We start from the raw sequence: 18,579 nt of genomic DNA on the forward strand, positions 1-18,579 counted from the left end.
CGCACGGTTCCGGCGGCGCTCCCCGACTGCTGGCGGTTCGGTCCCGACTGCGGGCCGCGGGCTGGAAAATATCTCCGCTATCTTCGAGCGACCGAGACGAACGGTTTCAAGCCGTCGCGTCCGCAACGGTCGAGCAATGACAGATATCGTGTCCCAGTCCTGGCTCGCGGAGCGTCTGGACGACGTGCGCGTGGTCGACGTCCGCGACGCCTGGGAGTACGACGGCATCGGCCACCTCCCGGGTGCAGTCAACGTCCCCTTCGACGCGTTTCGCGCCGACGAGAGCGGCGAGCACGACGAGGGGATGCTCCCCGGGCGAGCGAACTTCGCGACGCTGCTCTCGGAGGCGGGAATCGCCAACGGCGACGAGATCGTCGCCTACGACGACACACACGGGGTCTTCGCCGCGCGCTTTCTCGTGACGGCGGCGCTGTACGGCCACGACCCCGCGGCGCTGCACCTGCTCGATGGGGACTTCTCGGCGTGGCAACTCGAACGCGAGACCACCAGCGAGACGCCCGCGCCGACGCCGACGGAGTACGCGATCGAGCCACCGGCCGAGACGCCACTGGTCGACGCCGACGCGGTCGCCGAGGCCGTCGACGGCGACGCCGTGATCGTCGACACCCGAGAGGAATGGGAGTACGAAGAGGGCCACGTCCCCGGTGCGGTCCGGCTCGACTGGCGCGAACTGGTCGACGACGAGAGCCGCGGCCTGCGCCCCGAGACGGAGATTCGGGAACTGCTGGCGTCGCGCGGGATCGTCCCCGAAGCGCGGATCGTCCTCTACTGTAACACGGCACGCCGGATCAGTCACACCTACGTCGTCCTGCGTCACCTCGGATACGACGATCTGGCCTTCTACGAGGGGAGTCTCACCGAGTGGAAAGCACAGGACCGTCCCCTGGAGACCGGCGAGAGCTGACCGTCTGGCGGTCGACGGCCTACTCCGTGTGTTCGGAATCCAGTTGGCGCTGGACCGCCGGCCGATCGTTCGTGAGCAACTCCACGGCTTCGACGAACAGCGCGACGACGAGCGGGCCGGCGATGAATCCGACGAGCCCGATCGAGAGCACGCCACCGGTAAAGCCGATGAAGTAGAGGCTCGCGGGGATGTCTGCGGTGTAGGGTGCGAGCTGTGGCCGGATGATCGCGTCGGGGAGGAAACCGACGAAGACCAGTCCGATCACCAGCAGCGTGGCCGCTCCGGTCAGATCCCCGGCGACCACGTCCGTCGCAGCGACCAGCGCGATCAGGATGCTCGGGCCGACCACCGGAACGAACTGGAGGATGCCGGCCACGGCCGCCAGTCCGAAGGCACCGGAGTAGCCCAGACCGGCGAACACGAGGTAGGCGATGAGGAACGTGCCGAGTGCCGTCGCCCCCTGGAGGACGTAGATCGCGTACAGGGTGTTTCTGGTCCGCTCGTGCATCGTGCGGACGAGCGAGTGGAACTGGTCGGGGACCGCACGGAAGACGACTGCCGGTGCGGCACTCGGTCGCAACAGGAGCGCGTACACGAGCAGCGTGAAGAGAAACAGCTTCAGCCCGATGATCGGCGCGCTCCCGGCCACGTCGACGGCGAGGCCGGTGATCGCGACACGAGCGGTCGCGACCAGCGATCCGAGTTCGAAGCCAAACGGCATCCCCAGGATCTCGAACTCGAAGGCGGTCGGAAGCGTCCTGAGATACGCCAGCAGCGTTCCACGACGGCGGTACAGCGACCACAGCAGCGGGCCGATCAGCGCCGCGACGGCGAGGAAGGCGACGCTGGTCGCCGCAGCGGCGGCGATCCGACGGTGGACCCCTCGCTCGACGAGCAGTCGGCGCAGCGGATAGAGCACGTACGCGACCGTGATAGCGAAGAAGACGGTCGTCACGACGCTCCAGAGTAACACGATCGTCAACAGCCCCGTCGCGGCGACCAGCCCGACGAGCACTCCCTGTCGTCTTCGCATGCCACAGTACATTTCCCCCGGTCTCAAAAGCGTTCCCCGCCGGGAACACGGGCCGACTCACTCACAGTTTCCCACCGAGAAACTCCGAGTTCCGTTTTATACTGTCGGGCCGAGAACGATCGAATATGCGACGCACACTCTGCGCACTGCTCGTAGTGATCCTCGTGGTCGGCACGCTCCCCGGGACGGCGGCCGCGGCCAGCCGGACCGGCGGGACAATCACGGTCGGCCCGGGCGAGACGATCGACGACGACCTCGAAGCGGTCGGGGGCACAGTCGTCGTCGAAGGGACCGTCACGGGCGACCTCGAAGCCACCGGCGGCACCGTCGTGATCGACGGCACGGTCGAGGGCGACGTCGAGGCGGCTGCCGGAACCCTCGACATCGGCGGGACCGTCGGCGGCGACGTCGAGGGCGCGAGTGGGTCCCTGAAGGTCGACGAGGGCGCTCAGATCGGCGGCAACCTGACCGCCGGGGCCGGCTCGGCCACCGTCGACGGACGGATCGACGGCAACGTCGAGATCGGTGCCGAGGAGATCACGCTCGGCCCGACCGCCGACATCCGCGGCGATCTGACCTACGACGGCACCCTGAACCGCGCGGACGGCGCGACCGTCGGCGGAACAGTCGAGCGGACCGACAACGTGAGCGTCAGCCCCAGCGGCCCGTCGTTCGCCTTGCCGACCGGGACCTTCACCGCCTACGGCGTCCTCGCGAACCTCGTCGCGGGGGCCGTCCTCCTGGTGGCGTTCCCTCGCTTCTCGACGAGCGTCGCAGACGACGTGACCGACGATCCCCTCCGGATGGGGGCGTTCGGACTGCTCGCGCTCGTCGGGGTTCCCCTGGTCTGTGTGCTCCTGTTCGTGACGCTGGTCGGCATCCCGCTGTCGATCGCCGGCATCGTCGCGTACGCCTTCCTCGTGTGGGCGGGCGCACTGTACGGCCGGTTTGCCCTCGGGCGCTGGCTCCTCCGACAGATCGACCGGGACAGTCGGTGGCTCGCGCTGCTGGTCGGTGTCCTCGGAGTCGCTGCGGTGAAGTTCGTGCCGATCCTCGGCGACCTCGTCGAGGCCGTCGTCGTGTTGGTCGGACTCGGCGCGCTCGTCATCGGCATGTACGATCGCTACCAGAGCGACGAGGACGAGGCCGAACCCGCCCCCGAGCCGGCCGCTGTCGACACCGAGCCGTCGGCCTGATACTGCCGGCTGTACCTTCGTGAAGATCTTCGCCACCCCGGGGTGGCGAAATCGGTCACAGATGTACAGCCGGTCGTATGAGCGCCACGCGGCGACACGCTCAAGGGCGACCGTCCGAATCGAACCGTATGCGCGTGACAGTCGAGATCGTCGGGGGCGAGACCCACGAGGTCGATGTCGCGGCCGGCGACAGCTACGCCGACCTGCTGGCTCCGACCGACCTCAGCCCCCACACGGTCTCGATCCTGGTCGACGGCACGCCCGTCCCGGAAGATCAGCCCGTCGAGGCGGACCACGTCCGCGTGGTCCGCCTGGTCAAAGGCGGGTGACGTGGTAGCCGTCCCGGGAGAGCGAAATTCTTTCTGGCGAGCGAGCCGCCAGTACGAGACGATGCGGGTCCGCGAGGCGACGCCGGCCGACCGGGCTGCCGTCGCGAACGTCCTCGACGGGGCGGCTCTGGAGACCGAGCCGGCCCGGCTGAAAGCGAGCCTCCAGCGCGGCGAGACGCTGCTGGCGGTCGCCGACGACGGCGAGCGCGTGCTGGGAGCGCTCGTGCTGGACGGCGATCGGATCGTCAGCGTCGCCGTCCGCCGTCGCCGACGTGGGCAGGGGATCGGTTCGGCACTCGTCGAGCGCGCCCTCGCGGAACGGGGGCGGCTCGTGGCGGCGTTCGACGAGCGGGTCCGGCCGTTCTACGAGACCCTCGGGTTCGCGATCGAGCCGGTCGAGGGAGACGAGTCGCGCTATCGCGGTCGCCTGGAAGGTGTGTAGCGTATCGGGGCTCGTGCTGTCGGCTGTCACTCCGCGCTGGCGACGAGGGGCGTGACGATCTCGCGTCCGGCGGCGAGTAGCTCGTCGACCCGCTCGCGGCTCGTCGCCTCGGCGTACACCCGGAGCTTGGGCTCGGTGCCGGAGGGGCGAACGAGGAGCCAGGTGCCGTCTGCCAGCGTCATCTTGAAGCCGTCGACCGTCGAGACCGAGTCGACGGACTGGCCGGCCACGCTGTCCGGGAGCGCCGACTCCAGTGCCGCCAGCACGGGCTCCTTGCGGTCGTCCGGACAGTCGACGCTGCTCCGGCTCTGGTGGATCTCGCCGTGCTCGGTCAGCAGCGCGTCGACGCGCTCGTCGAGCGGGCGGTCGTGTGCGGCCGCGGCGGCCAGCAGCGCCAGCAGGACGCCGTCCTTGTTGCGGAGGTGTGCGGTGAGCCCGAACCCGCCCGACTCCTCGCCGCCCATCAGGGCGTCGTGTTCGGCCATCGCCGCGGCGACGTGCTTGAACCCGACGGCGGTCTCGTGGACCGACTCGCCGTGAGCCGCGGCGACGCGGTCGACGATCGAACTGGTCGAGACCGTCCGCACGACGCCGGCCGGCCCGGCACCGTCCGGTTCGCTCCCGCGTGTCGCCAGCAGGTCGTCGTACACCGCGGCGAAGAAGAGGTTCGGGTCGAGGAAACCGCGGTCGGGCGTCACGACGCCGATCCGGTCGGCGTCGCCGTCGTTGACGATCCCGAGGTCCGCGTCGCCGTCTCGGACCCGCTCGATCAGCGCCTCGACGCGCTCGGCGACGGGCTCGGGTGCGCCACCGCCGAAGTCGGCGTCTCGCTCACAGCGCAGGCGGACGAGGTCTGCCCCGGCCCGCTCTAGCAGGCGGTCGGTGACGCCGCGGCCGCTGCCGTGCATCGCGTCGTAGGCGACCGTCAGCCCGTCCAGATCGACCGGCTCGTCGCGGCTCTCTCCGGCGAACTCGACGGCGTGGTCGAGGTACGCCGCCAGCAGGTCCGTCTCCTCGACGCTCCCCCACTCGGACTCTGGCAGCGAGTCCGGTCGGGCAAGCGCCGCCTCGACGGCGTCGGTCGCGTCGGCCAGCGCCGGTTGGCCCCCGGCGGGCACGAACTTCACGCCGTTGTACTCCGGCGGGTTGTGCGACGCCGTCACCATCAGCGCGCCGGCCAGTCCGCGGGACTTGACCGTCCACGCGACGACCGGCGTCGGCGTGTCCCGGTCGGGCAACACCACGTCGAAGCCGTTCGCACACAGCACGCGGGCCAGTTCCTCGGCGAACCCTCGCGAGTGCGAGCGTGCGTCGTAGCCCACGGCGACCGTCTCGCCGTCGTGACCCGCCTCCCGGAGGTGAGTCGCGACACCCTGGCCCACCATGCGGACCCGCTCGTCGGTGAACTCGTCGAGCGTCGCCCGCCAGCCGTCGGTGCCGAAGGCGATGGCCTCGGCGTCTGCGTCTGTCATGGCTGGCAGTGCAACCCCGGCCGGCAAAAAGCTCCCGTCCTCGCTACTCCCGACAGTCGCACTCGATCAGCCGCTCTTTTCGCCCCCGTGAGTACTGCTTGATCTCGTACTCGCGGCTCATCGCGGCCGAGCGGCTCTCGAAGGACTCGACGTGGACCAGCGCTACGGGCGTCCGACCGCGGGTGTACTTCGCGCCCTCGCCCGCGTCGTGTTCGGCCACGCGGCGCTGTACGTCCGTCGTGTAGCCCGTGTACAGCGTGTCGTCGGCACAGCGCAGGACGTAGACGTAGTGGTCGCTCATCGGTCGCGTGCCTGTGGCTGGGGCGTTCGTCGGCAGAACAGGGCGTCGCGTGGTACTGGTACCACGGTACGGGTGGCCCAGTCGGGCCTCACACCTTGTGGGCGCGCTCTCGGGCAACCTCGGCGATTCCAGCGTTCGCCGAACAGCTCGGGCAGGCGCGGACGTTGCCGCTCTTGTCCGCGAACACTCGAGCGAAACGATCCGACACGTGCGCGCCGCAGTGATCGCACTCTGGCATGGTTGGGGCCGGTCTCTCGGCGTCCGGCACTCACACGTATGGGAGCCAGTTCCATAGCCTCACATGCCAACACAGTTAGGGCGTTACGCACCGCTCGCATCGTCGATCTGGCGGGCGATCAGCCCGGCCTGCGTGCCGGCCGTGAAGCCGGCGTCGACGTTGACCGTCGAGAGGGCGGTACAGGACTGGAGCATGCCGGACAGCGCCGCTTCGCCCTCGCCAGCGTGGCCGTAGCCGGTCGAGACCGGGAGCCCGATCACCGGCACGTCGACGAGGCCGGCGACGACCGTCGGCAGCGCCCCCTCGCGACCGGCGGCGACGATCAACACGTCCTGCTCGCGCAGGGCCGGGAGCTGGTCGACGACGCGGACGAGGCTGGCGACGCCGACGTCGTCGACGCGCTCTACGTCGGCCCCCATCTCGCGGACGATCATCGCCGCCTCGCCAGCCGGGACCGCGTCGGAGGTGCCGGCGGTGACGACGCCGACGCTGGCGTCGAGGTCGGGTCGTTCGTACTCCGGGCCGTGAGCCACGAGCCAGCGGGAGCGCTCGGACCAGGACAGCGTCGCCACCGGTGCCACCTCGTCGAGTCGCGCTCGGACCGCACCGGCCTGGGCTTCGTCGGCCCGGGTGACGATCGCTCGACCGGTCGTCGACAGCGCGGTCGCGGCCAGCTGTGCGACCTCCGTCGGTGTCTTTCCGTCCGCCAGCACCGCCTCCGGGACGCCGGAGCGTTGCTCCCGCGTCGCGTCGAATCGACCAGCCTCGCCCGTGGCGTAGCCGGCGAGTTCCGCCTCGGCCTCGGCGGGCGTGACCTCGCCCGCGGCGACGGCGTCGAGTAGTTCGCGCATACCCACTCTCTGGAGCGCGCACACTCGACTCTTTCCTAATACGACCGGCTGTACATCTGTGACTGATTTCGCCACCCCGGGTGGCGAAATCAGTCACGAAGTGACAGCCGGCAGTATAACTGTTCGCCCGCCGCGTTCGCGCGCGAGCGCCACACCAGCGGTCGCCAGCGGCGGTTTCGGTGGTCGAGGCCACCCCAAGGCGAACCAGACCACCGTAGTTTATATGGGCTGCCGAGTGTCAAAGTGGCTCAAACCCCCGTCAATACCGGCGAGAGGGCCAGGATTCAGGAAAGTATTTAACATGGCACCTGGAACACGTTCTCTGTATGGCAGACCTAATCGTCAAAGCAGCCGTGAAGGAAGAGCTCGATGACATGAACGTTGCCTCCGACTTCTACACAGCCCTCGACGACGAGGTCGAGGAGCTGCTCGCAGACGCCGCCCGCCGAGCCGAGGCCAACGACCGGAAGACCGTCCAGCCGCGCGACCTGTAAGGTCGACACTCGATCGATTTTTTCGACGCGATCGACTAGCCGCAGCGCCCGAGTTACAGTTCTCTGACGGCGACACCGTCGTCGGTCCCGCAGTGGATCTCGTCGGCCACGCCGACGAACAGGCCGTGCTCGACGACGCCGGGGATCGTCGCGAGGTCCGCCGCCAGCGCTGCGGGGTCGGCGATCGCACCGAACGCGCAGTCGAACACGAGGTTGCCGTTGTCGGTCACCACCGGCCCGTCCTTGCGCTCGGCGCGGCGAAGCGTCGGCACCCCGCCGAGTCGCTCGACGGCCGCCGCGACGGGCCGTCTGGCGTCCGGCAGCAGTTCGAGTGGAACCGTGTGATCGAGTACGTCCGCCTCCTTGGTCGGATCGACGACGACGAGGAGCCGGTCGGCCGCCGTGTCGACGATCTTCTCGCGGGCGTGGGCCGCGCCACCGCCCTTGATGAGGTTCCCCCCGGCGACCTGGTCCGCGCCGTCGATCGCGAGATCGATCTCGGCGGCGTCGAGGTCGGTCAGCGGGATCCCGGCGTCCCGTGCGAGTTCGCGGGACTGAAACGATGTCGGAACCCCGGTCACGTCCAGTCCGGCGTCGACGGCCGCGCCGATCGCCCGTATCGCGTGGGCCGCGGTGGAGCCGGTCCCGAGTCCGACCACCATGCCGTCCTCGACGGCCTCGGCGGCCGATTCTCCCGCCGCGCGCTTCGCGTCGTCGCTCCCGCCCTGTTTCATGCCCGGAGGGTCCAGGGACGCGAACAAAACGTTTGTTCTCCGTGGCGACGCGCACCGGTAAGTAACTACAACGTTCCGTATCACTCGGGCGAACCGGTCACGCGCCCCGTGACCTCGAACAGCGTCGGCACGAGGCGGTCGGTGACGACGACGTAGGCGAGAAAGAGCATCGCGACGCCCATGAAGGCGGCCCACGCTCCTGCGGTCGTGTCGCCGGTCTGGATCGTCGCGAACGCGAACCGCTCGACGTACGTGCCGGCGACCGACAGCACCGCGGTGCTCAGGCCCGCGACGAGCAACTCGACGAGTTCGGGAAGTAGATCGAACAGTTCCGAGTCCATGTACGGACCCACCAGAGTCGCTGCCGAGTACCTTTTGATTCGCGGGATCGCAACGACTATGCGTTCCGCTCTTCCGATTTCGCACTATGGCAGGACGGTACGGTAACGTCGACTACGCGACGCTGACGAAACGAAGCTTCCTCCTGGGTGTCGCCCTGTTCGCGATCGGCGGCCTCGGTGGGACCGCCGCCGGTGCGATGGGCGGTCCGCTCCCCGGCTGGGAGCAGACACTGCTGTTCGACCTGGAGCTGGTCGGCCTGGTGATCGCGCTCGTGACTCCGTTCCTGTTCGGGATCGTCCTCCCACTCACCGAGTGATCGGCGGGCGAGACTGATACGACCGGCTGTCCATCTGTGACCGATTTCGCCACCCCGGGGTGGCGAAGATCGTCACGAAGTGACAGCCGGCAGTATGACCCGTGGGCCGAAGCGACGAGGTCGTCGGCTAGACGACGCATACTTTTTATCACGCTCTCGCGACCTGCCGGTATGTTCGGTACGAGCGGTATCCGGGGACCAGTCGGCGAGGCGGTGACCGCGGGGCTCGCCCTCGACGTGGGGCGGGCGCTGGGCGTCGAGGCCGATCGGGTGGTAGTCGGGCGCGATCCGCGCGAGTCCGGGGAGCTACTGACCGACGCGCTGGCGGCGGGACTGCGCGAGTCCGGGACCGACGTGATCGACCTCGGAGTGGCGGCGACGCCGACGGTCGCCCGTTCGGTAGGGTGGCGCGACGCCGACGCCGGGGCAGCGATCACGGCCTCGCACAACCCCGCGCCCGACAACGGGATCAAGCTCTGGCAGCCCTCCGGCCAGGCGTTCGACGAGGCCGGCCGCGAGCGGATCGCCGAGCGGGTCCGCGACGGCGTCGCCGACCTCGAAGCGTGGGACGGGCTCGGCACGCGGACGACGTGGGACGGCCGCGAGCGCCACGCGCGGACGATCGCCGACGCCGTCTCGCTCGCTCCGGCAGACGCACCCCCGGTGGCCGTCGATCTCGGCAACGGCGCGGGCGGCGTGAGCGTCGACGCGCTCCAGCGGCTGGGCTGTGCGGTCGAGACGCTGAACGCCCAGCCGGACGGCTCGTTTCCGGGCCGTCCCAGCGAACCGACCGCGGACAACTGCGCGTCCCTCTCTGCGCTGGTCGCGAACACGGACGCCGAACTCGGTGTGGCACACGACGGCGACGCCGACCGCCTGCGAGCGGCGACGGCCGACGGGCGTTTCGTCTCCGGCGACGAACTGCTGGCCGTGTTCGCCCGCGAGGCGGCGTCGCCCGGCGACACCGTCGCGGTGCCGGTCGACACGAGCCTCGCAGTCGCGGACTTCCTCGCCGAGTCGGACGTGGCGGTAGCGTACACGCCGGTCGGCGACGTGTACGTGGCCGAGCGAGCGAGCCAGTCGGGCGTCGCCTTCGGCGGCGAGCCCAGCGGTGCCTGGATCTGGCCCGACCAGACGCTGTGTCCGGACGGACCGCTTGCGGCCTGCCGGCTCGTGGCGCTCCACGCCGAGGAGCCACTCCGGGAACGCGTCGCCGCGGTGCCCGACTATCCGATCCGCCGCGAGAGCGTCGCGGTCGAGGACAAGCACGCCGTCGTGGATCGCCTGGCCGACCGGATCACCGCCGAGTACGACGACGTGGCGACGCTCGACGGCGTTCGGGTCGACCTCGGAGACGCGTGGTTCCTGGTCCGGGCCAGCGGGACCCAACCGTTGATCCGGATCACCGCCGAGGCACGAGACGAGGGGCGAGCGACGGACGCCTTCGAGATCGCGCGCGACGCCGTCGCTGGGGCTCGTGAGTGATACTGCCGGCTGTCCGTCTGTAACGACTGTTGCGACCCCGTGGTCGCACATATCTTGAAACAGTGACAGCCGGCAGTACGAGACCGACAGAGCTGCCCAGCCGAGCGCTCGCTGGGCGCGTTCGACTGTGCCGCGACGTGAGACGAGAGAACTCGCAGCGTTCGCGTGTCTGTCAGACCGCGCGACGATCGGAGACTATCCGCGCCGTTTCGACCGGGCTTCCCGAACGCCCGCGCCGTCGCGAATCTTGTCCTCGCACTGCGGACAGACCCGCGGTGCATCGACCCCGTTGGGTGTGAAGACCCGTGCGTAATCAGCCGTCACGAAGTTCCCGCAGTTCTGGCATTCCGGCATACGTCTCTCAACAAGGGAATCTGGCCTCTTAATGGTTCGTTCCTCCGATGCGAGCGCGGGTCGGGGTTCGGCGCGGACAGCGACGGCCGGCCGTCTCATACTGCCGGCTGTCACTTCGTGAAGAGCTTCGCCACCCCGCGGTGGCGAAATCGGTCACAGATGGACAGCCGGTCGTATCAGAACTGGCTGGTGATCGAGCCGTCCTCGTCGAGTTCGACGACGCCGTCGAACAGCTCCCGGAAGCGGTCGACCGTCTCGTCGTCGTGGACGCCGCGAGCGAGGTGGAACATCCCGACGGCGTCGTGGTCGGCCAGCAGGTCGAGGAGCCGCTCCAGCGCCTGGACGGCGCGGTCCTCGTCGGCGTAGTAGATCAGTTCCGTGACGGAGTCGAAGGTCACCCGCAGCTTGCCGTCGTGATCAGTCAGGAACGTCTCGGCCTCGTCGACGATGGCCTCCCAGTCGTCGGGCGCGGAGACGTAGCGGACGTTGTCGGACTTCCGGCGCGTGTACCCGCGCTCGACGGACAGCGTGTCGAGGATGGTCGCCCGGTCCTCGTCGACCTCGTAGTACTCCAGTTTCTGTTCGACCTCGCGGGCCGTCGTCCGCGTCGAGACGACCAGCAGGTGGTCGGTGTCGGTACTGAGGAAGTCGGTGTCCAGTCGGTCCGTCTCGCCGGTGCTGGGATGCAACAAGAGGATGCCCGTCCCGCCCGGGATCGACTCGGGCGTGTTCTCGATGGCGAGGGAATACTCCATGTGGTCGCAAAGGGTGCCCGGCGCGCTTTAGAGTATCGGTCGTTTCCCCCGACGAGAGATGTGACCACACCGATCGGGCAAGCGGTCCGACGGGCTCAGAAGACGCTGTCGGCGGTCGCGGCCCCGACGACGCTGAAGATCGCGCCCACGGAGACGGCCTTCAGCGTGGTCGTGAACACCCTCCGCTGGGTCGGCTCCGCCAGGATCTCCGCCTCGACGAGGAACGTCTGCGGTGCGGTGAACGCGAGCGCGAGGATCGCCACGGAGCCAAAGGAGACGCCCATCAGCGAGACGAACCGGATCGGCACACCGGCGACCTCGGCCTCGGTGTCGGGATCGCGGTCGTCGTCGGCCTTGTACAGCGCGCCGTAGCCGATCGCGAAGACGATGGCGACGACGAGGAGCGCGTGGGCGTCGGTCATGTTCGCCGCCAGCACCCACACCTCCTCGGTGACGACGAAGGGACCGGCCAGCAGGAACCCGCCGACGAGTTGCTGCGCACTGTCGGCGATTCGATAGCGCGGTGCCCGTGTCATGCCGTGGTCTGGGCGGCGGGCCGGGAAAACGGTTTGTGTTCGACGGTCACGGCGACAGGGCACGCCGGAGTCGCGTCCAGCCCTCGCGGTAGACGAGCAGGTACGACAGGGGGAGAGCCGCGGTCGTGAGCACGGGCAGCGCCAGGATCTGCGTGAATGGGTCCGGTGGGGTCACTAGGACCCCGACGACGAACGCACCGCCGATGGCGACGAGTGCCGTCTCGACGCGGCGATCCCACGCGGTCTTGGGGTGCTCTCGCTCCCAGCGACGCCGACGGTAGAGGTACAGCAGGAGCCCGAACGGCGCGAACAGAGCCACCGGAACCACCAGGATCGGGTTCCGTCGACCGCGGGCGCTGGCGTCGCGGTAGACCCAGTAGCCGAGTAACGCGAACAGACCACCGACGAAGCAAGCCCCGAGTACGCCGATCAGGAGTGCCGGCCGGTCGGTAAACGGGAGGGCGACGGATCGGACGATCATAGTTCCACACCATCGCGGGCGGAACATACGTGTCACGATCGCGACCGTCCGAACCGCCTTTGTCCCGTCCCCGCGTTCGCTCGGGTATGAGCGTCAGCGACGCCTTCGACGAGTGGGCTCGTTCGGGCAAAGATCAGGGGATGGAAGAGCGCCACTGGCACACGGCCAAGCACGCGCTGGCCCGCCTCCCGGCGGAATCTGGCGACACCGTCCTCGATCTGGGCTGTGGCAGCGGCTACGCCGGCCGTGCCCTGCGCGAGACGAAAGACGTGGGTCGCGTCTACGGCGTCGACGCCGCGCCGGAGATGGCCCACAACGCACGCGCCTACACCGACGACCCGCGGGTCGCCTTCGCCGTCGGCGACTTCGAACACCTGCCCTTCGACGACGACAGCATCGACCACTGCTGGTCGATGGAGGCCTTCTACTACGCCCAGAACCCCCACACGGTGCTCGACGAACTCCGCCGCGTCCTGCGCCCCGGCGGGACCTTCTACTGTGCCGTCAACCGCTGGGAGGAGCACGTCCACTCCCACGAGTGGGAGGAACTGGTCGGCGTGCCGATGCTGCTGTGGAGCGAACAGCAGTACCGCGAGGCGTTCCGCGAGGCGGGCTTCGCCGTCGCGGGCCAGGACCGGATTCCGGACACGGAGACGGAGATCCCCGCCGAGAGCGAGTTCCCGACCGAGGACTGGGAGACGCGCGCGGCGATGGTCGAGCGATACCGCGAGTACGGCACGCTACTGACGGTCGGCGTCGTTCCCGAGTAGCGCTCCGTCGAGGCTGGCAGTTTCAAACCAGTTAAGGACGGTCCCACCCTCCGATAGGGTATGAGCGAGGTCGAGCGTTCGGGTCGGGAGGAAGTCTGGATCGAGAAGTACCGCCCGCAGACCCTGGCAGACGTCGTAGGCCACGAGACGATCGTCGAGCGCCTGCAGAGCTACGTCGATCGCAACGATCTGAGCCACATGCTGTTCGCGGGGCCGGCCGGCACCGGCAAGACCACGAGCGCGACGGCCATCGCCCGGGAACTGTACGGCGAGGACTGGCAGGAGCACTTCCTCGAACTGAACGCCTCCGACGAACGCGGGATCGACGTGGTCCGAGACCGGATCAAGAGCTTCGCTCGCACTTCTTTCGGCGGCGTCGACTACCGAATAATATTTCTTGATGAGGCAGACGCGCTTACTTCTGACGCCCAGTCAGCACTCCGGCGGACGATGGAGCAGTTCTCGAACAACGTCCGCTTCATCATGTCGTGTAACTACTCCAGCCAGATCATCGATCCGATCCAGTCTCGCTGTGCCGTCTTCCGCTTCTCGCCGCTGGGCGACGAAGCCGTCGAGGAAGAGATCCGCCACATCGCCGACGAGGAGGGGATCGAACTCACCGACGACGGCGTCGACGCGCTGGTCTACGCCGCCGGGGGCGACATGCGCAAGGCGATCAACGGCCTGCAAGCGGCATCGGTCTCCGGTGACGTGGTCGACGAAGAAGCGGTCTTCGCGATCACTTCGACGGCCCGTCCGGAGGTCATCCAGGGGATGGTTCAGGACGCCATCGACGGCGACTTCACGGCCGCTCGGGCGCAACTGGACGATCTCATCACCGAGGAGGGGATCGCCGGTGGCGACATCATCGACCAGCTCCACCGGTCGATCTGGGAGTTCGACGTGCCCGACGAGCAGGCCGTCCGTATCCTCGATCGGGTCGGCGAGACGGACTACCGGATCACCGAGGGAGCCAACGAACGGATCCAGCTCGAAGCGATGCTGGCCTCGCTGAGCTTAGACGAGTAGGTCACTCTACGGCGGTCCGAAACGGTACGTTTAATCAGCGGCCGACAGAGCGAACCACCAGTGTCACCTCCGGCGGCCGATCTGGCGCACGCGGCGCGACGCCTCGTCGAGTTCGACAGTATCAGATCGAAGCTTCGGGACACGCGACAGACGGCGCTCAGCGATATGGACAAGTGCGTTCACACCTATCGACTGAAGTTCTCCGGGCGACGGGAACTCCGCCGCGACCTCAACGAATGTGAGTGGTCGATTTACCAGTACGCGAGTCTCCTGCACATGCTTGGCGAGATGGTCGAGCGGACCCACGACGAGTTCGGCACTCGGCTAGAACAGCATGCGCCGATCGAACACGAGAGTCCGAAACTCGTCGGCCTTCGTCACGCCGTCCACCACAACGGACTCGTGGGCGTCAACATCGCCGAAGTCGATTCGTTCCCCGATCCCGTCGTCGTCGTCCCCGTCACGAGTATCGAGCGACACGGGAACTGGGGCGACGGTAACCCCACGTTCTCGACGTTCTTTCACGATGTCTCTGGCGACGCGTTCGCACTCGCACCGGTCGTCGAAAACAGTGCCGAACCGGTCGAAGGGATCGTCGACGAACTCGAACGCCAGCTGACAGAGCAGTTCGGTGACGACGAACTCAGGAGAGCGGCGACGAACGTCCAGCTGTACGACTAGTCGTCGCGTTCGGGCATCTCGAAGGCGTCACTGTCGCCGACGCGCTCGTCGCGGAACGCCAGTGTGATCGTGCCGTGCTCGTCGGCACTGATCTCCTCGGGCAGCTCCCGACGGTGGGGTTCGTCAGACGCAATAGACTGGGGATTCGACGCCATTACTGTCTGAAGGTAGTCAATCTGACCGTAAAAAAGTATCCGTTGTCCGGGGACCAGCGCGGCGAGCGGGTCCAGCTCGAAGCGATGCTGGCATCGCTGATACTGCCGGCTGTACCTTCGTGAAGATCTTCGCCACCCCGGGGTGGCGAAATCGTTCACAGATGTACAGCCGGTCGTATGAGCTTAGACGACTGATCAGAGCCGCGTTCGCAGCGCGGCCGCGACGACGCCCAGCACCAGCCCGTAGACGGCGTGCCACAGCAGCGACGGCGGCGCGAAGTTCGGGAACGGCGGCGAGGCCGGCGACCCGACGACGCTCAGCCAGACTGGCATCACCAGCGCGGCCAGCCCGATCCATGTGAGCACGCCCCAGCCGAGGCCGAGTCCCACGAGCCGGTTCGTCTCTCGCACGTCGAGTGCCTGTGCGAGCGCGGCGAAGCCGACGCCCAGTACGGCCCCGTGAGAGACGTGGACGGCCATCGCGAGGCCGGGGTTGGGCGGCGGCGCGAGGCCGTACAGCGACGGAATCGCGACGGCGAGCGTCGCGTCGTTCATCACCAGCACCAGTACACCCATCGCGAGCGCGCCAGCGATACCACCGAGGACGCCAGCCTTCCAGTCGGCGGTCCCAGCCGCGGTTCGCTGCGCGTCGACGTTTTCTGTTGACATGCGACCGGAGGATCGAAGGGGAAGATAAAACTCGTGTGGTGGTCGTGGCGCGTCTGGCACGACCGGGGAACGCTTAACAACGGCGTCGGCAGACGGCGCGTCACGCCGGCTGTCACGGATTGAGCCTTCGGAACTGTTTTACCCGCTGCTGGGCCAACAGTATCCCAATGAGCGACCTCGCCGACGAATATCGACTCGACTACTTCGAGGAGGAGGGGTTCGAGCGGCTGAAGTGTGGGACGTGTGGCGATCACTTCTGGACGCGCGACGCCTCCCGCGAGACGTGCGGTGAGCCACCCTGTGCCGAGTACGGCTTCATCGACGACCCCGGCTTCGAGGAGACCCTCTCGCTCGAAGAGATGCGCGAGACGTTTCTCTCCTTCTTCGAAGAGCGCGACCACGGCCGGGTCGACCCCTATCCCGTCGCCGCCAACCGCTGGCGCGACGACGTATTGTTGACCCAGGCGTCGATCTACGACTTCCAGCCCCACGTCACGACGGGGCAGTCGCCGCCGCCGTCGAATCCGCTGGTGGTCTCCCAGCCCTGCATCCGGATGCAGGACATCGACAACGTCGGCAAGACCGGTCGCCACACGATGGCCTTCGAGATGGGTGGCCACCACGCGTTCAACGCCGACGAGGGGTCGGGCTACGCCTACGAGGGCGAGGTCTACTGGAAAGAGGAGACCGTCCAGTACTGCGTGGAGCTGTTCGAGGAGCTGGGCGTCGACAGCAGCGAGCTGACCCTGATCGAGGACGTGTGGGTCGGCGGGGGCAACGCCGGGCCGTGTTTCGAGGTGATCTACCAGGGGCTGGAGCTTGCGACGCTCGTGTTCATGCAGTTCGAGCAGGACCCCGACGGCGACTACGAGATGAAAGACGGCAACAGCTACTCGGAGATGGACCGCCGGGTCGTCGACACGGGGTACGGGATCGAACGCTGGACCTGGATGAGCCAGGGGACCCCGACGGTCTACGAGGCGATCTACCCCGAGATGATCGAGTTCCTGCGGGACAACGCCGGGCTCGACTACACCGACGAGGAAGACGAGATCGTGTTCCGGGCGGCCAAGCTGGCCGGCCACATGGACATCGACGAGGCCGAGGACGTCGAGGCGGCCCGCGACACCATGGCCGAGCAGCTGGGCGTCGAGACGGCGCGGCTGGTCGAGCTGATGGAGCCCCTCGAAGACATCTACGCCATCGCCGACCACTCCCGGACGCTCGCGTACATGCTCGGCGACGGCATCGTCCCCTCGAACGTCGGGACGGGCTATCTCGCGCGGATGGTGCTGCGTCGCACCAAGCGCCTCGTCGACACGGTCGGCGTCGACGCGCCCCTGGACGAACTCGTCGACATGCAGGCCGACCGGCTGGGCTACGACAACCGGGACACCATCCGCGACATCGTCCGGACCGAGGTCGAGAAGTACCGCGAGACACTGGACCGTGGCGGCCGGAAGGTCCGCCAGCTGGCCGACGACTACGCCGAGCGAGGCGAATCGATCCCGGTGTCCGAGCTGATCGAGCTGTACGACTCCCACGGCATCCAGCCGGACATGGTCGCGGAGATCGCCGCCGAGCGGGGCGTCGACGTGGACGTGCCCGACAACTTCTACGGCCTCGTCGCCGACCGCCACGGCGGCGGCCAGGCCGTCGAGGCGGAAACGACGGTCCCACACGAGGAACGGCTCGACGAACTCCCGGAGACCGACCGGCTCTACTACGAGGACCAACAGCGCATGGAGTTTGAGGCCGTCGTCCTCGAAGTGTTCGACCGCGAGGACGGCAATTACGACGTGGTGCTCGACCAGACGATGTTCTACCCCGAAGGCGGGGGCCAGCCCCCAGACCACGGGACGATCTCGACCGACGACGTCACCGGTGAAGTGACCGACGTACAGGTCCACGGCGGCGTCATCGTCCACACGTGTGACGAGGACCCCGGGACCGGCGAGTTCGTCCGCGGGCAGGTCGACGCCACCCGTCGCCGTCGGCTGATGCGCCACCACACCGCGACACACGTCGTCATCCACAGCGCCCGGCAGGTGCTGGGCGAGCACGTCCGTCAGGCCGGCGCACAGAAGGGGACCGACTCCTCGCGGATCGACATCCGCCACTACGAGTCGATCAGTCGCGAACAGGTCAAGGAGATCGAGCACCGCGCCAACGAGATCGTGATGGACAACGCCGCCGTCACCCAGGAGTGGCCCGACCGCCACGAGGCCGAGAAAGCGCACGGCTTCGATCTCTACCAGGGCGGGATCCCGACCGGCGAGCAGATCCGCCTGATCCACGTCGACGACGACGTGCAGGCCTGCGGTGGCACCCACGTCGACCGGACCGGCGACGTGGGAGCCATCAAGCTGTTGAACACGGAACGGATCCAGGACGGCGTCATCCGGCTCACCTTCGCCGCCGGGGACGCGGCCATCGACGCCACCCACGAGGTCGAGGACGCGCTCTACGAGACGGCCGAACTGTTCGACGTGGCACACGGCGACGTGCCCGAGACGGCGGCACGCTTCTTCGACGAGTGGAAGGCCCGCGGCAAGGAGATCGAGGAACTGAAAGAACAGCTCGCCGAGGCCCGCGCGAGCGGCGGCGGAGACAGCGAGGCGGTCGAGGTCGCAGACACGACCGCCGTCGTCCAGCGCATCGACGCCGACATGGACGAACTCCGGGCCCAGGCCAACGCCGTCGTCGACCAGGGCTCGATCGCCGTGCTCGGTTCCGGTGCCAGCGGTGCGCAGTTCGTCGTCGCCGTCCCCGATGGCGTCGAGGTCAACGCGGGCGAGGTCGTCGGCGAACTCGCTTCCCGGGTCGGTGGCGGCGGCGGCGGCCCGCCGGACTTCGCACAGGGGGGCGGCCCAGACGCCGACAAACTGGACGCGGCACTGGACGACGCACCGGAGATCCTCAGACAGATCGCGAACGTCTGATCGGGACCGTCCCCGTTGCTTTGCTGTTCCCGCAGTCGCGAGTTCGGTC

22 protein-coding genes are annotated in these 18,579 nt (G+C 68.1%); 11 read left to right on the top strand and 11 right to left on the bottom strand.

Annotated features, from left to right (window positions below):
- The first annotated feature begins 136 nt into the window (after positions 1-136).
- Complete coding sequence (locus ACAH01_RS15095) at positions 137-925, top strand: sulfurtransferase (protein ID WP_372479742.1); 789 nt, start codon at positions 137-139, stop codon at positions 923-925.
- Positions 926-944: 19 nt separating this feature from the next.
- Here the strand turns inward: ACAH01_RS15095 and ACAH01_RS15100 are convergent, their stop codons facing one another.
- A complete protein-coding gene (locus ACAH01_RS15100) occupies positions 945-1,958 on the bottom strand; it encodes an AI-2E family transporter (protein ID WP_170093332.1) in 1,014 nt (337 codons plus the stop codon).
- Between the two features lie 125 nt (positions 1,959-2,083).
- Between ACAH01_RS15100 and ACAH01_RS15105 the strand changes: the two genes are divergently transcribed.
- The 3 genes from ACAH01_RS15105 (at position 2,084) to ACAH01_RS15115 (ending at position 3,925) form a co-directional block, all read left to right on the top strand.
- A complete protein-coding gene (locus ACAH01_RS15105) occupies positions 2,084-3,154 on the top strand; it encodes a polymer-forming cytoskeletal protein (RefSeq protein WP_372479743.1) in 1,071 nt (356 codons plus the stop codon).
- 128 nt (positions 3,155-3,282) lie between these two features.
- Positions 3,283-3,483: a ubiquitin-like small modifier protein 2 gene (locus ACAH01_RS15110; protein WP_208627718.1), complete on the top strand. Its 201-nt coding sequence runs from the start codon at positions 3,283-3,285 to the stop codon at positions 3,481-3,483.
- Positions 3,484-3,544: 61 nt separating this feature from the next.
- A complete protein-coding gene (locus ACAH01_RS15115; protein ID WP_372480813.1) occupies positions 3,545-3,925 on the top strand; it encodes a GNAT family N-acetyltransferase in 381 nt (126 codons plus the stop codon).
- Positions 3,926-3,951: 26 nt separating this feature from the next.
- On the opposite strand, the gene ACAH01_RS15120 is transcribed toward ACAH01_RS15115, so the two are convergent.
- The 3 genes from ACAH01_RS15120 to larB all read right to left on the bottom strand — a co-directional run bounded on the left by ACAH01_RS15120 (position 3,952) and on the right by larB (position 6,787).
- Positions 3,952-5,397, bottom strand: a complete 1,446-nt coding sequence (locus ACAH01_RS15120; protein WP_372479744.1) for a phosphoglucomutase/phosphomannomutase family protein — start codon at positions 5,395-5,397, stop codon at positions 3,952-3,954.
- A gap of 43 nt (positions 5,398-5,440) precedes the next feature.
- The gene (locus tag ACAH01_RS15125) at positions 5,441-5,698 is read right to left on the bottom strand and encodes a GIY-YIG nuclease family protein (RefSeq protein ID WP_153552258.1); all 258 of its coding nucleotides are present in this window, start codon (positions 5,696-5,698) and stop codon (positions 5,441-5,443) included.
- A 321-nt stretch (positions 5,699-6,019) separates the two neighbouring features.
- Entirely contained in the window at positions 6,020-6,787 is a 768-nt protein-coding gene (gene larB / locus ACAH01_RS15130) for a nickel pincer cofactor biosynthesis protein LarB (RefSeq protein WP_372479745.1), read from the bottom strand.
- 326 nt (positions 6,788-7,113) lie between these two features.
- Between larB and ACAH01_RS15135 the strand changes: the two genes are divergently transcribed.
- The gene (locus ACAH01_RS15135) at positions 7,114-7,281 is read left to right on the top strand and encodes a DNA-binding protein (protein WP_015762108.1); all 168 of its coding nucleotides are present in this window, start codon (positions 7,114-7,116) and stop codon (positions 7,279-7,281) included.
- A 53-nt stretch (positions 7,282-7,334) separates the two neighbouring features.
- On the opposite strand, the gene rpiA is transcribed toward ACAH01_RS15135, so the two are convergent.
- Together rpiA and ACAH01_RS15145 are read right to left on the bottom strand one after the other, a co-directional pair.
- Positions 7,335-8,015: a ribose-5-phosphate isomerase RpiA gene (gene rpiA / locus ACAH01_RS15140; RefSeq protein ID WP_170093327.1), complete on the bottom strand. Its 681-nt coding sequence runs from the start codon at positions 8,013-8,015 to the stop codon at positions 7,335-7,337.
- Positions 8,016-8,095: 80 nt separating this feature from the next.
- Positions 8,096-8,356: a hypothetical protein gene (locus tag ACAH01_RS15145; RefSeq protein ID WP_170093326.1), complete on the bottom strand. Its 261-nt coding sequence runs from the start codon at positions 8,354-8,356 to the stop codon at positions 8,096-8,098.
- Between the two features lie 86 nt (positions 8,357-8,442).
- Between ACAH01_RS15145 and ACAH01_RS15150 the strand changes: the two genes are divergently transcribed.
- Positions 8,443-8,673, top strand: a complete 231-nt coding sequence (locus ACAH01_RS15150) for a hypothetical protein (RefSeq protein WP_170093325.1) — start codon at positions 8,443-8,445, stop codon at positions 8,671-8,673.
- A gap of 171 nt (positions 8,674-8,844) precedes the next feature.
- Positions 8,845-10,158: a phosphoglucosamine mutase gene (glmM, locus tag ACAH01_RS15155; protein WP_372479746.1), complete on the top strand. Its 1,314-nt coding sequence runs from the start codon at positions 8,845-8,847 to the stop codon at positions 10,156-10,158.
- Between the two features lie 530 nt (positions 10,159-10,688).
- On the opposite strand, the gene ACAH01_RS15160 is transcribed toward glmM, so the two are convergent.
- The 3 genes from ACAH01_RS15160 to ACAH01_RS15170 form a co-directional block, all read right to left on the bottom strand.
- A complete protein-coding gene (locus ACAH01_RS15160) occupies positions 10,689-11,267 on the bottom strand; it encodes a hypothetical protein (protein WP_153552253.1) in 579 nt (192 codons plus the stop codon).
- A gap of 95 nt (positions 11,268-11,362) precedes the next feature.
- Complete coding sequence (locus ACAH01_RS15165; RefSeq protein ID WP_208627711.1) at positions 11,363-11,803, bottom strand: DUF2391 family protein; 441 nt, start codon at positions 11,801-11,803, stop codon at positions 11,363-11,365.
- Between the two features lie 46 nt (positions 11,804-11,849).
- Positions 11,850-12,284 carry a hypothetical protein gene (locus ACAH01_RS15170; RefSeq protein ID WP_208627710.1) on the bottom strand — a complete coding sequence of 145 codons (435 nt, stop codon included), beginning with the start codon at positions 12,282-12,284 and terminating at the stop codon, positions 11,850-11,852.
- 86 nt (positions 12,285-12,370) lie between these two features.
- Between ACAH01_RS15170 and ACAH01_RS15175 the strand changes: the two genes are divergently transcribed.
- From ACAH01_RS15175 to ACAH01_RS15185, 3 genes are read left to right on the top strand one after another with little or no spacing between them, the layout of a single operon-like run.
- Positions 12,371-13,054: a class I SAM-dependent methyltransferase gene (locus tag ACAH01_RS15175; protein ID WP_372479747.1), complete on the top strand. Its 684-nt coding sequence runs from the start codon at positions 12,371-12,373 to the stop codon at positions 13,052-13,054.
- Between the two features lie 60 nt (positions 13,055-13,114).
- A complete protein-coding gene (locus ACAH01_RS15180) occupies positions 13,115-14,083 on the top strand; it encodes a replication factor C small subunit (protein WP_170093321.1) in 969 nt (322 codons plus the stop codon).
- A gap of 60 nt (positions 14,084-14,143) precedes the next feature.
- Positions 14,144-14,764, top strand: coding sequence for a hypothetical protein (locus ACAH01_RS15185; protein ID WP_372479748.1), 621 nt, complete (start codon positions 14,144-14,146; stop codon positions 14,762-14,764).
- On the opposite strand, the gene ACAH01_RS15190 is transcribed toward ACAH01_RS15185, so the two are convergent.
- Both ACAH01_RS15190 and ACAH01_RS15195 read right to left on the bottom strand, forming a co-directional pair.
- Complete coding sequence (locus tag ACAH01_RS15190; RefSeq protein WP_153552248.1) at positions 14,761-14,919, bottom strand: hypothetical protein; 159 nt, start codon at positions 14,917-14,919, stop codon at positions 14,761-14,763. The two genes, ACAH01_RS15185 and ACAH01_RS15190, sit on opposite strands and share 4 nt — an antisense overlap.
- A gap of 195 nt (positions 14,920-15,114) precedes the next feature.
- Positions 15,115-15,588, bottom strand: coding sequence for a DUF6789 family protein (locus ACAH01_RS15195; protein ID WP_372479749.1), 474 nt, complete (start codon positions 15,586-15,588; stop codon positions 15,115-15,117).
- Positions 15,589-15,755: 167 nt separating this feature from the next.
- Here ACAH01_RS15195 and alaS point away from each other — a divergent pair, with 167 nt between their 5' ends.
- The gene (gene alaS, locus ACAH01_RS15200) at positions 15,756-18,530 is read left to right on the top strand and encodes an alanine--tRNA ligase (protein WP_372479750.1); all 2,775 of its coding nucleotides are present in this window, start codon (positions 15,756-15,758) and stop codon (positions 18,528-18,530) included.
- The last annotated feature ends 49 nt before the right edge of the window (positions 18,531-18,579 follow it).

Source organism: Halomicrobium sp. HM KBTZ05, assembly GCF_041530035.1.
GTDB lineage: Archaea > Halobacteriota > Halobacteria > Halobacteriales > Haloarculaceae > Halomicrobium.

What these genes read in the sequence shown, in the direction of transcription:
- glmM (WP_372479746.1), top strand. Translation starts at nt 8,845, where the DNA reads ATGTTCGGTACGAGCGGTATCCGGGGACCAGTCGGCGAGGCGGTGACC.
- ACAH01_RS15120 (WP_372479744.1), bottom strand. Translation starts at nt 5,397, where the DNA reads ATGACAGACGCAGACGCCGAGGCCATCGCCTTCGGCACCGACGGCTGG.
- ACAH01_RS15095 (WP_372479742.1), top strand. Translation starts at nt 137, where the DNA reads ATGACAGATATCGTGTCCCAGTCCTGGCTCGCGGAGCGTCTGGACGAC.
- ACAH01_RS15100 (WP_170093332.1), bottom strand. Translation starts at nt 1,958, where the DNA reads ATGCGAAGACGACAGGGAGTGCTCGTCGGGCTGGTCGCCGCGACGGGG.
- ACAH01_RS15195 (WP_372479749.1), bottom strand. Translation starts at nt 15,588, where the DNA reads ATGTCAACAGAAAACGTCGACGCGCAGCGAACCGCGGCTGGGACCGCC.
- ACAH01_RS15110 (WP_208627718.1), top strand. Translation starts at nt 3,283, where the DNA reads ATGCGCGTGACAGTCGAGATCGTCGGGGGCGAGACCCACGAGGTCGAT.
- ACAH01_RS15165 (WP_208627711.1), bottom strand. Translation starts at nt 11,803, where the DNA reads ATGACACGGGCACCGCGCTATCGAATCGCCGACAGTGCGCAGCAACTC.
- ACAH01_RS15170 (WP_208627710.1), bottom strand. Translation starts at nt 12,284, where the DNA reads ATGATCGTCCGATCCGTCGCCCTCCCGTTTACCGACCGGCCGGCACTC.
- ACAH01_RS15175 (WP_372479747.1), top strand. Translation starts at nt 12,371, where the DNA reads ATGAGCGTCAGCGACGCCTTCGACGAGTGGGCTCGTTCGGGCAAAGAT.
- ACAH01_RS15180 (WP_170093321.1), top strand. Translation starts at nt 13,115, where the DNA reads ATGAGCGAGGTCGAGCGTTCGGGTCGGGAGGAAGTCTGGATCGAGAAG.
- alaS (WP_372479750.1), top strand. Translation starts at nt 15,756, where the DNA reads ATGAGCGACCTCGCCGACGAATATCGACTCGACTACTTCGAGGAGGAG.
- ACAH01_RS15150 (WP_170093325.1), top strand. Translation starts at nt 8,443, where the DNA reads ATGGCAGGACGGTACGGTAACGTCGACTACGCGACGCTGACGAAACGA.
- larB (WP_372479745.1), bottom strand. Translation starts at nt 6,787, where the DNA reads ATGCGCGAACTACTCGACGCCGTCGCCGCGGGCGAGGTCACGCCCGCC.
- ACAH01_RS15190 (WP_153552248.1), bottom strand. Translation starts at nt 14,919, where the DNA reads ATGGCGTCGAATCCCCAGTCTATTGCGTCTGACGAACCCCACCGTCGG.
- ACAH01_RS15145 (WP_170093326.1), bottom strand. Translation starts at nt 8,356, where the DNA reads ATGGACTCGGAACTGTTCGATCTACTTCCCGAACTCGTCGAGTTGCTC.
- ACAH01_RS15160 (WP_153552253.1), bottom strand. Translation starts at nt 11,267, where the DNA reads ATGGAGTATTCCCTCGCCATCGAGAACACGCCCGAGTCGATCCCGGGC.
- ACAH01_RS15105 (WP_372479743.1), top strand. Translation starts at nt 2,084, where the DNA reads ATGCGACGCACACTCTGCGCACTGCTCGTAGTGATCCTCGTGGTCGGC.
- rpiA (WP_170093327.1), bottom strand. Translation starts at nt 8,015, where the DNA reads ATGAAACAGGGCGGGAGCGACGACGCGAAGCGCGCGGCGGGAGAATCG.
- ACAH01_RS15125 (WP_153552258.1), bottom strand. Translation starts at nt 5,698, where the DNA reads ATGAGCGACCACTACGTCTACGTCCTGCGCTGTGCCGACGACACGCTG.
- ACAH01_RS15115 (WP_372480813.1), top strand. Translation starts at nt 3,545, where the DNA reads ATGCGGGTCCGCGAGGCGACGCCGGCCGACCGGGCTGCCGTCGCGAAC.
- ACAH01_RS15135 (WP_015762108.1), top strand. Translation starts at nt 7,114, where the DNA reads ATGGCAGACCTAATCGTCAAAGCAGCCGTGAAGGAAGAGCTCGATGAC.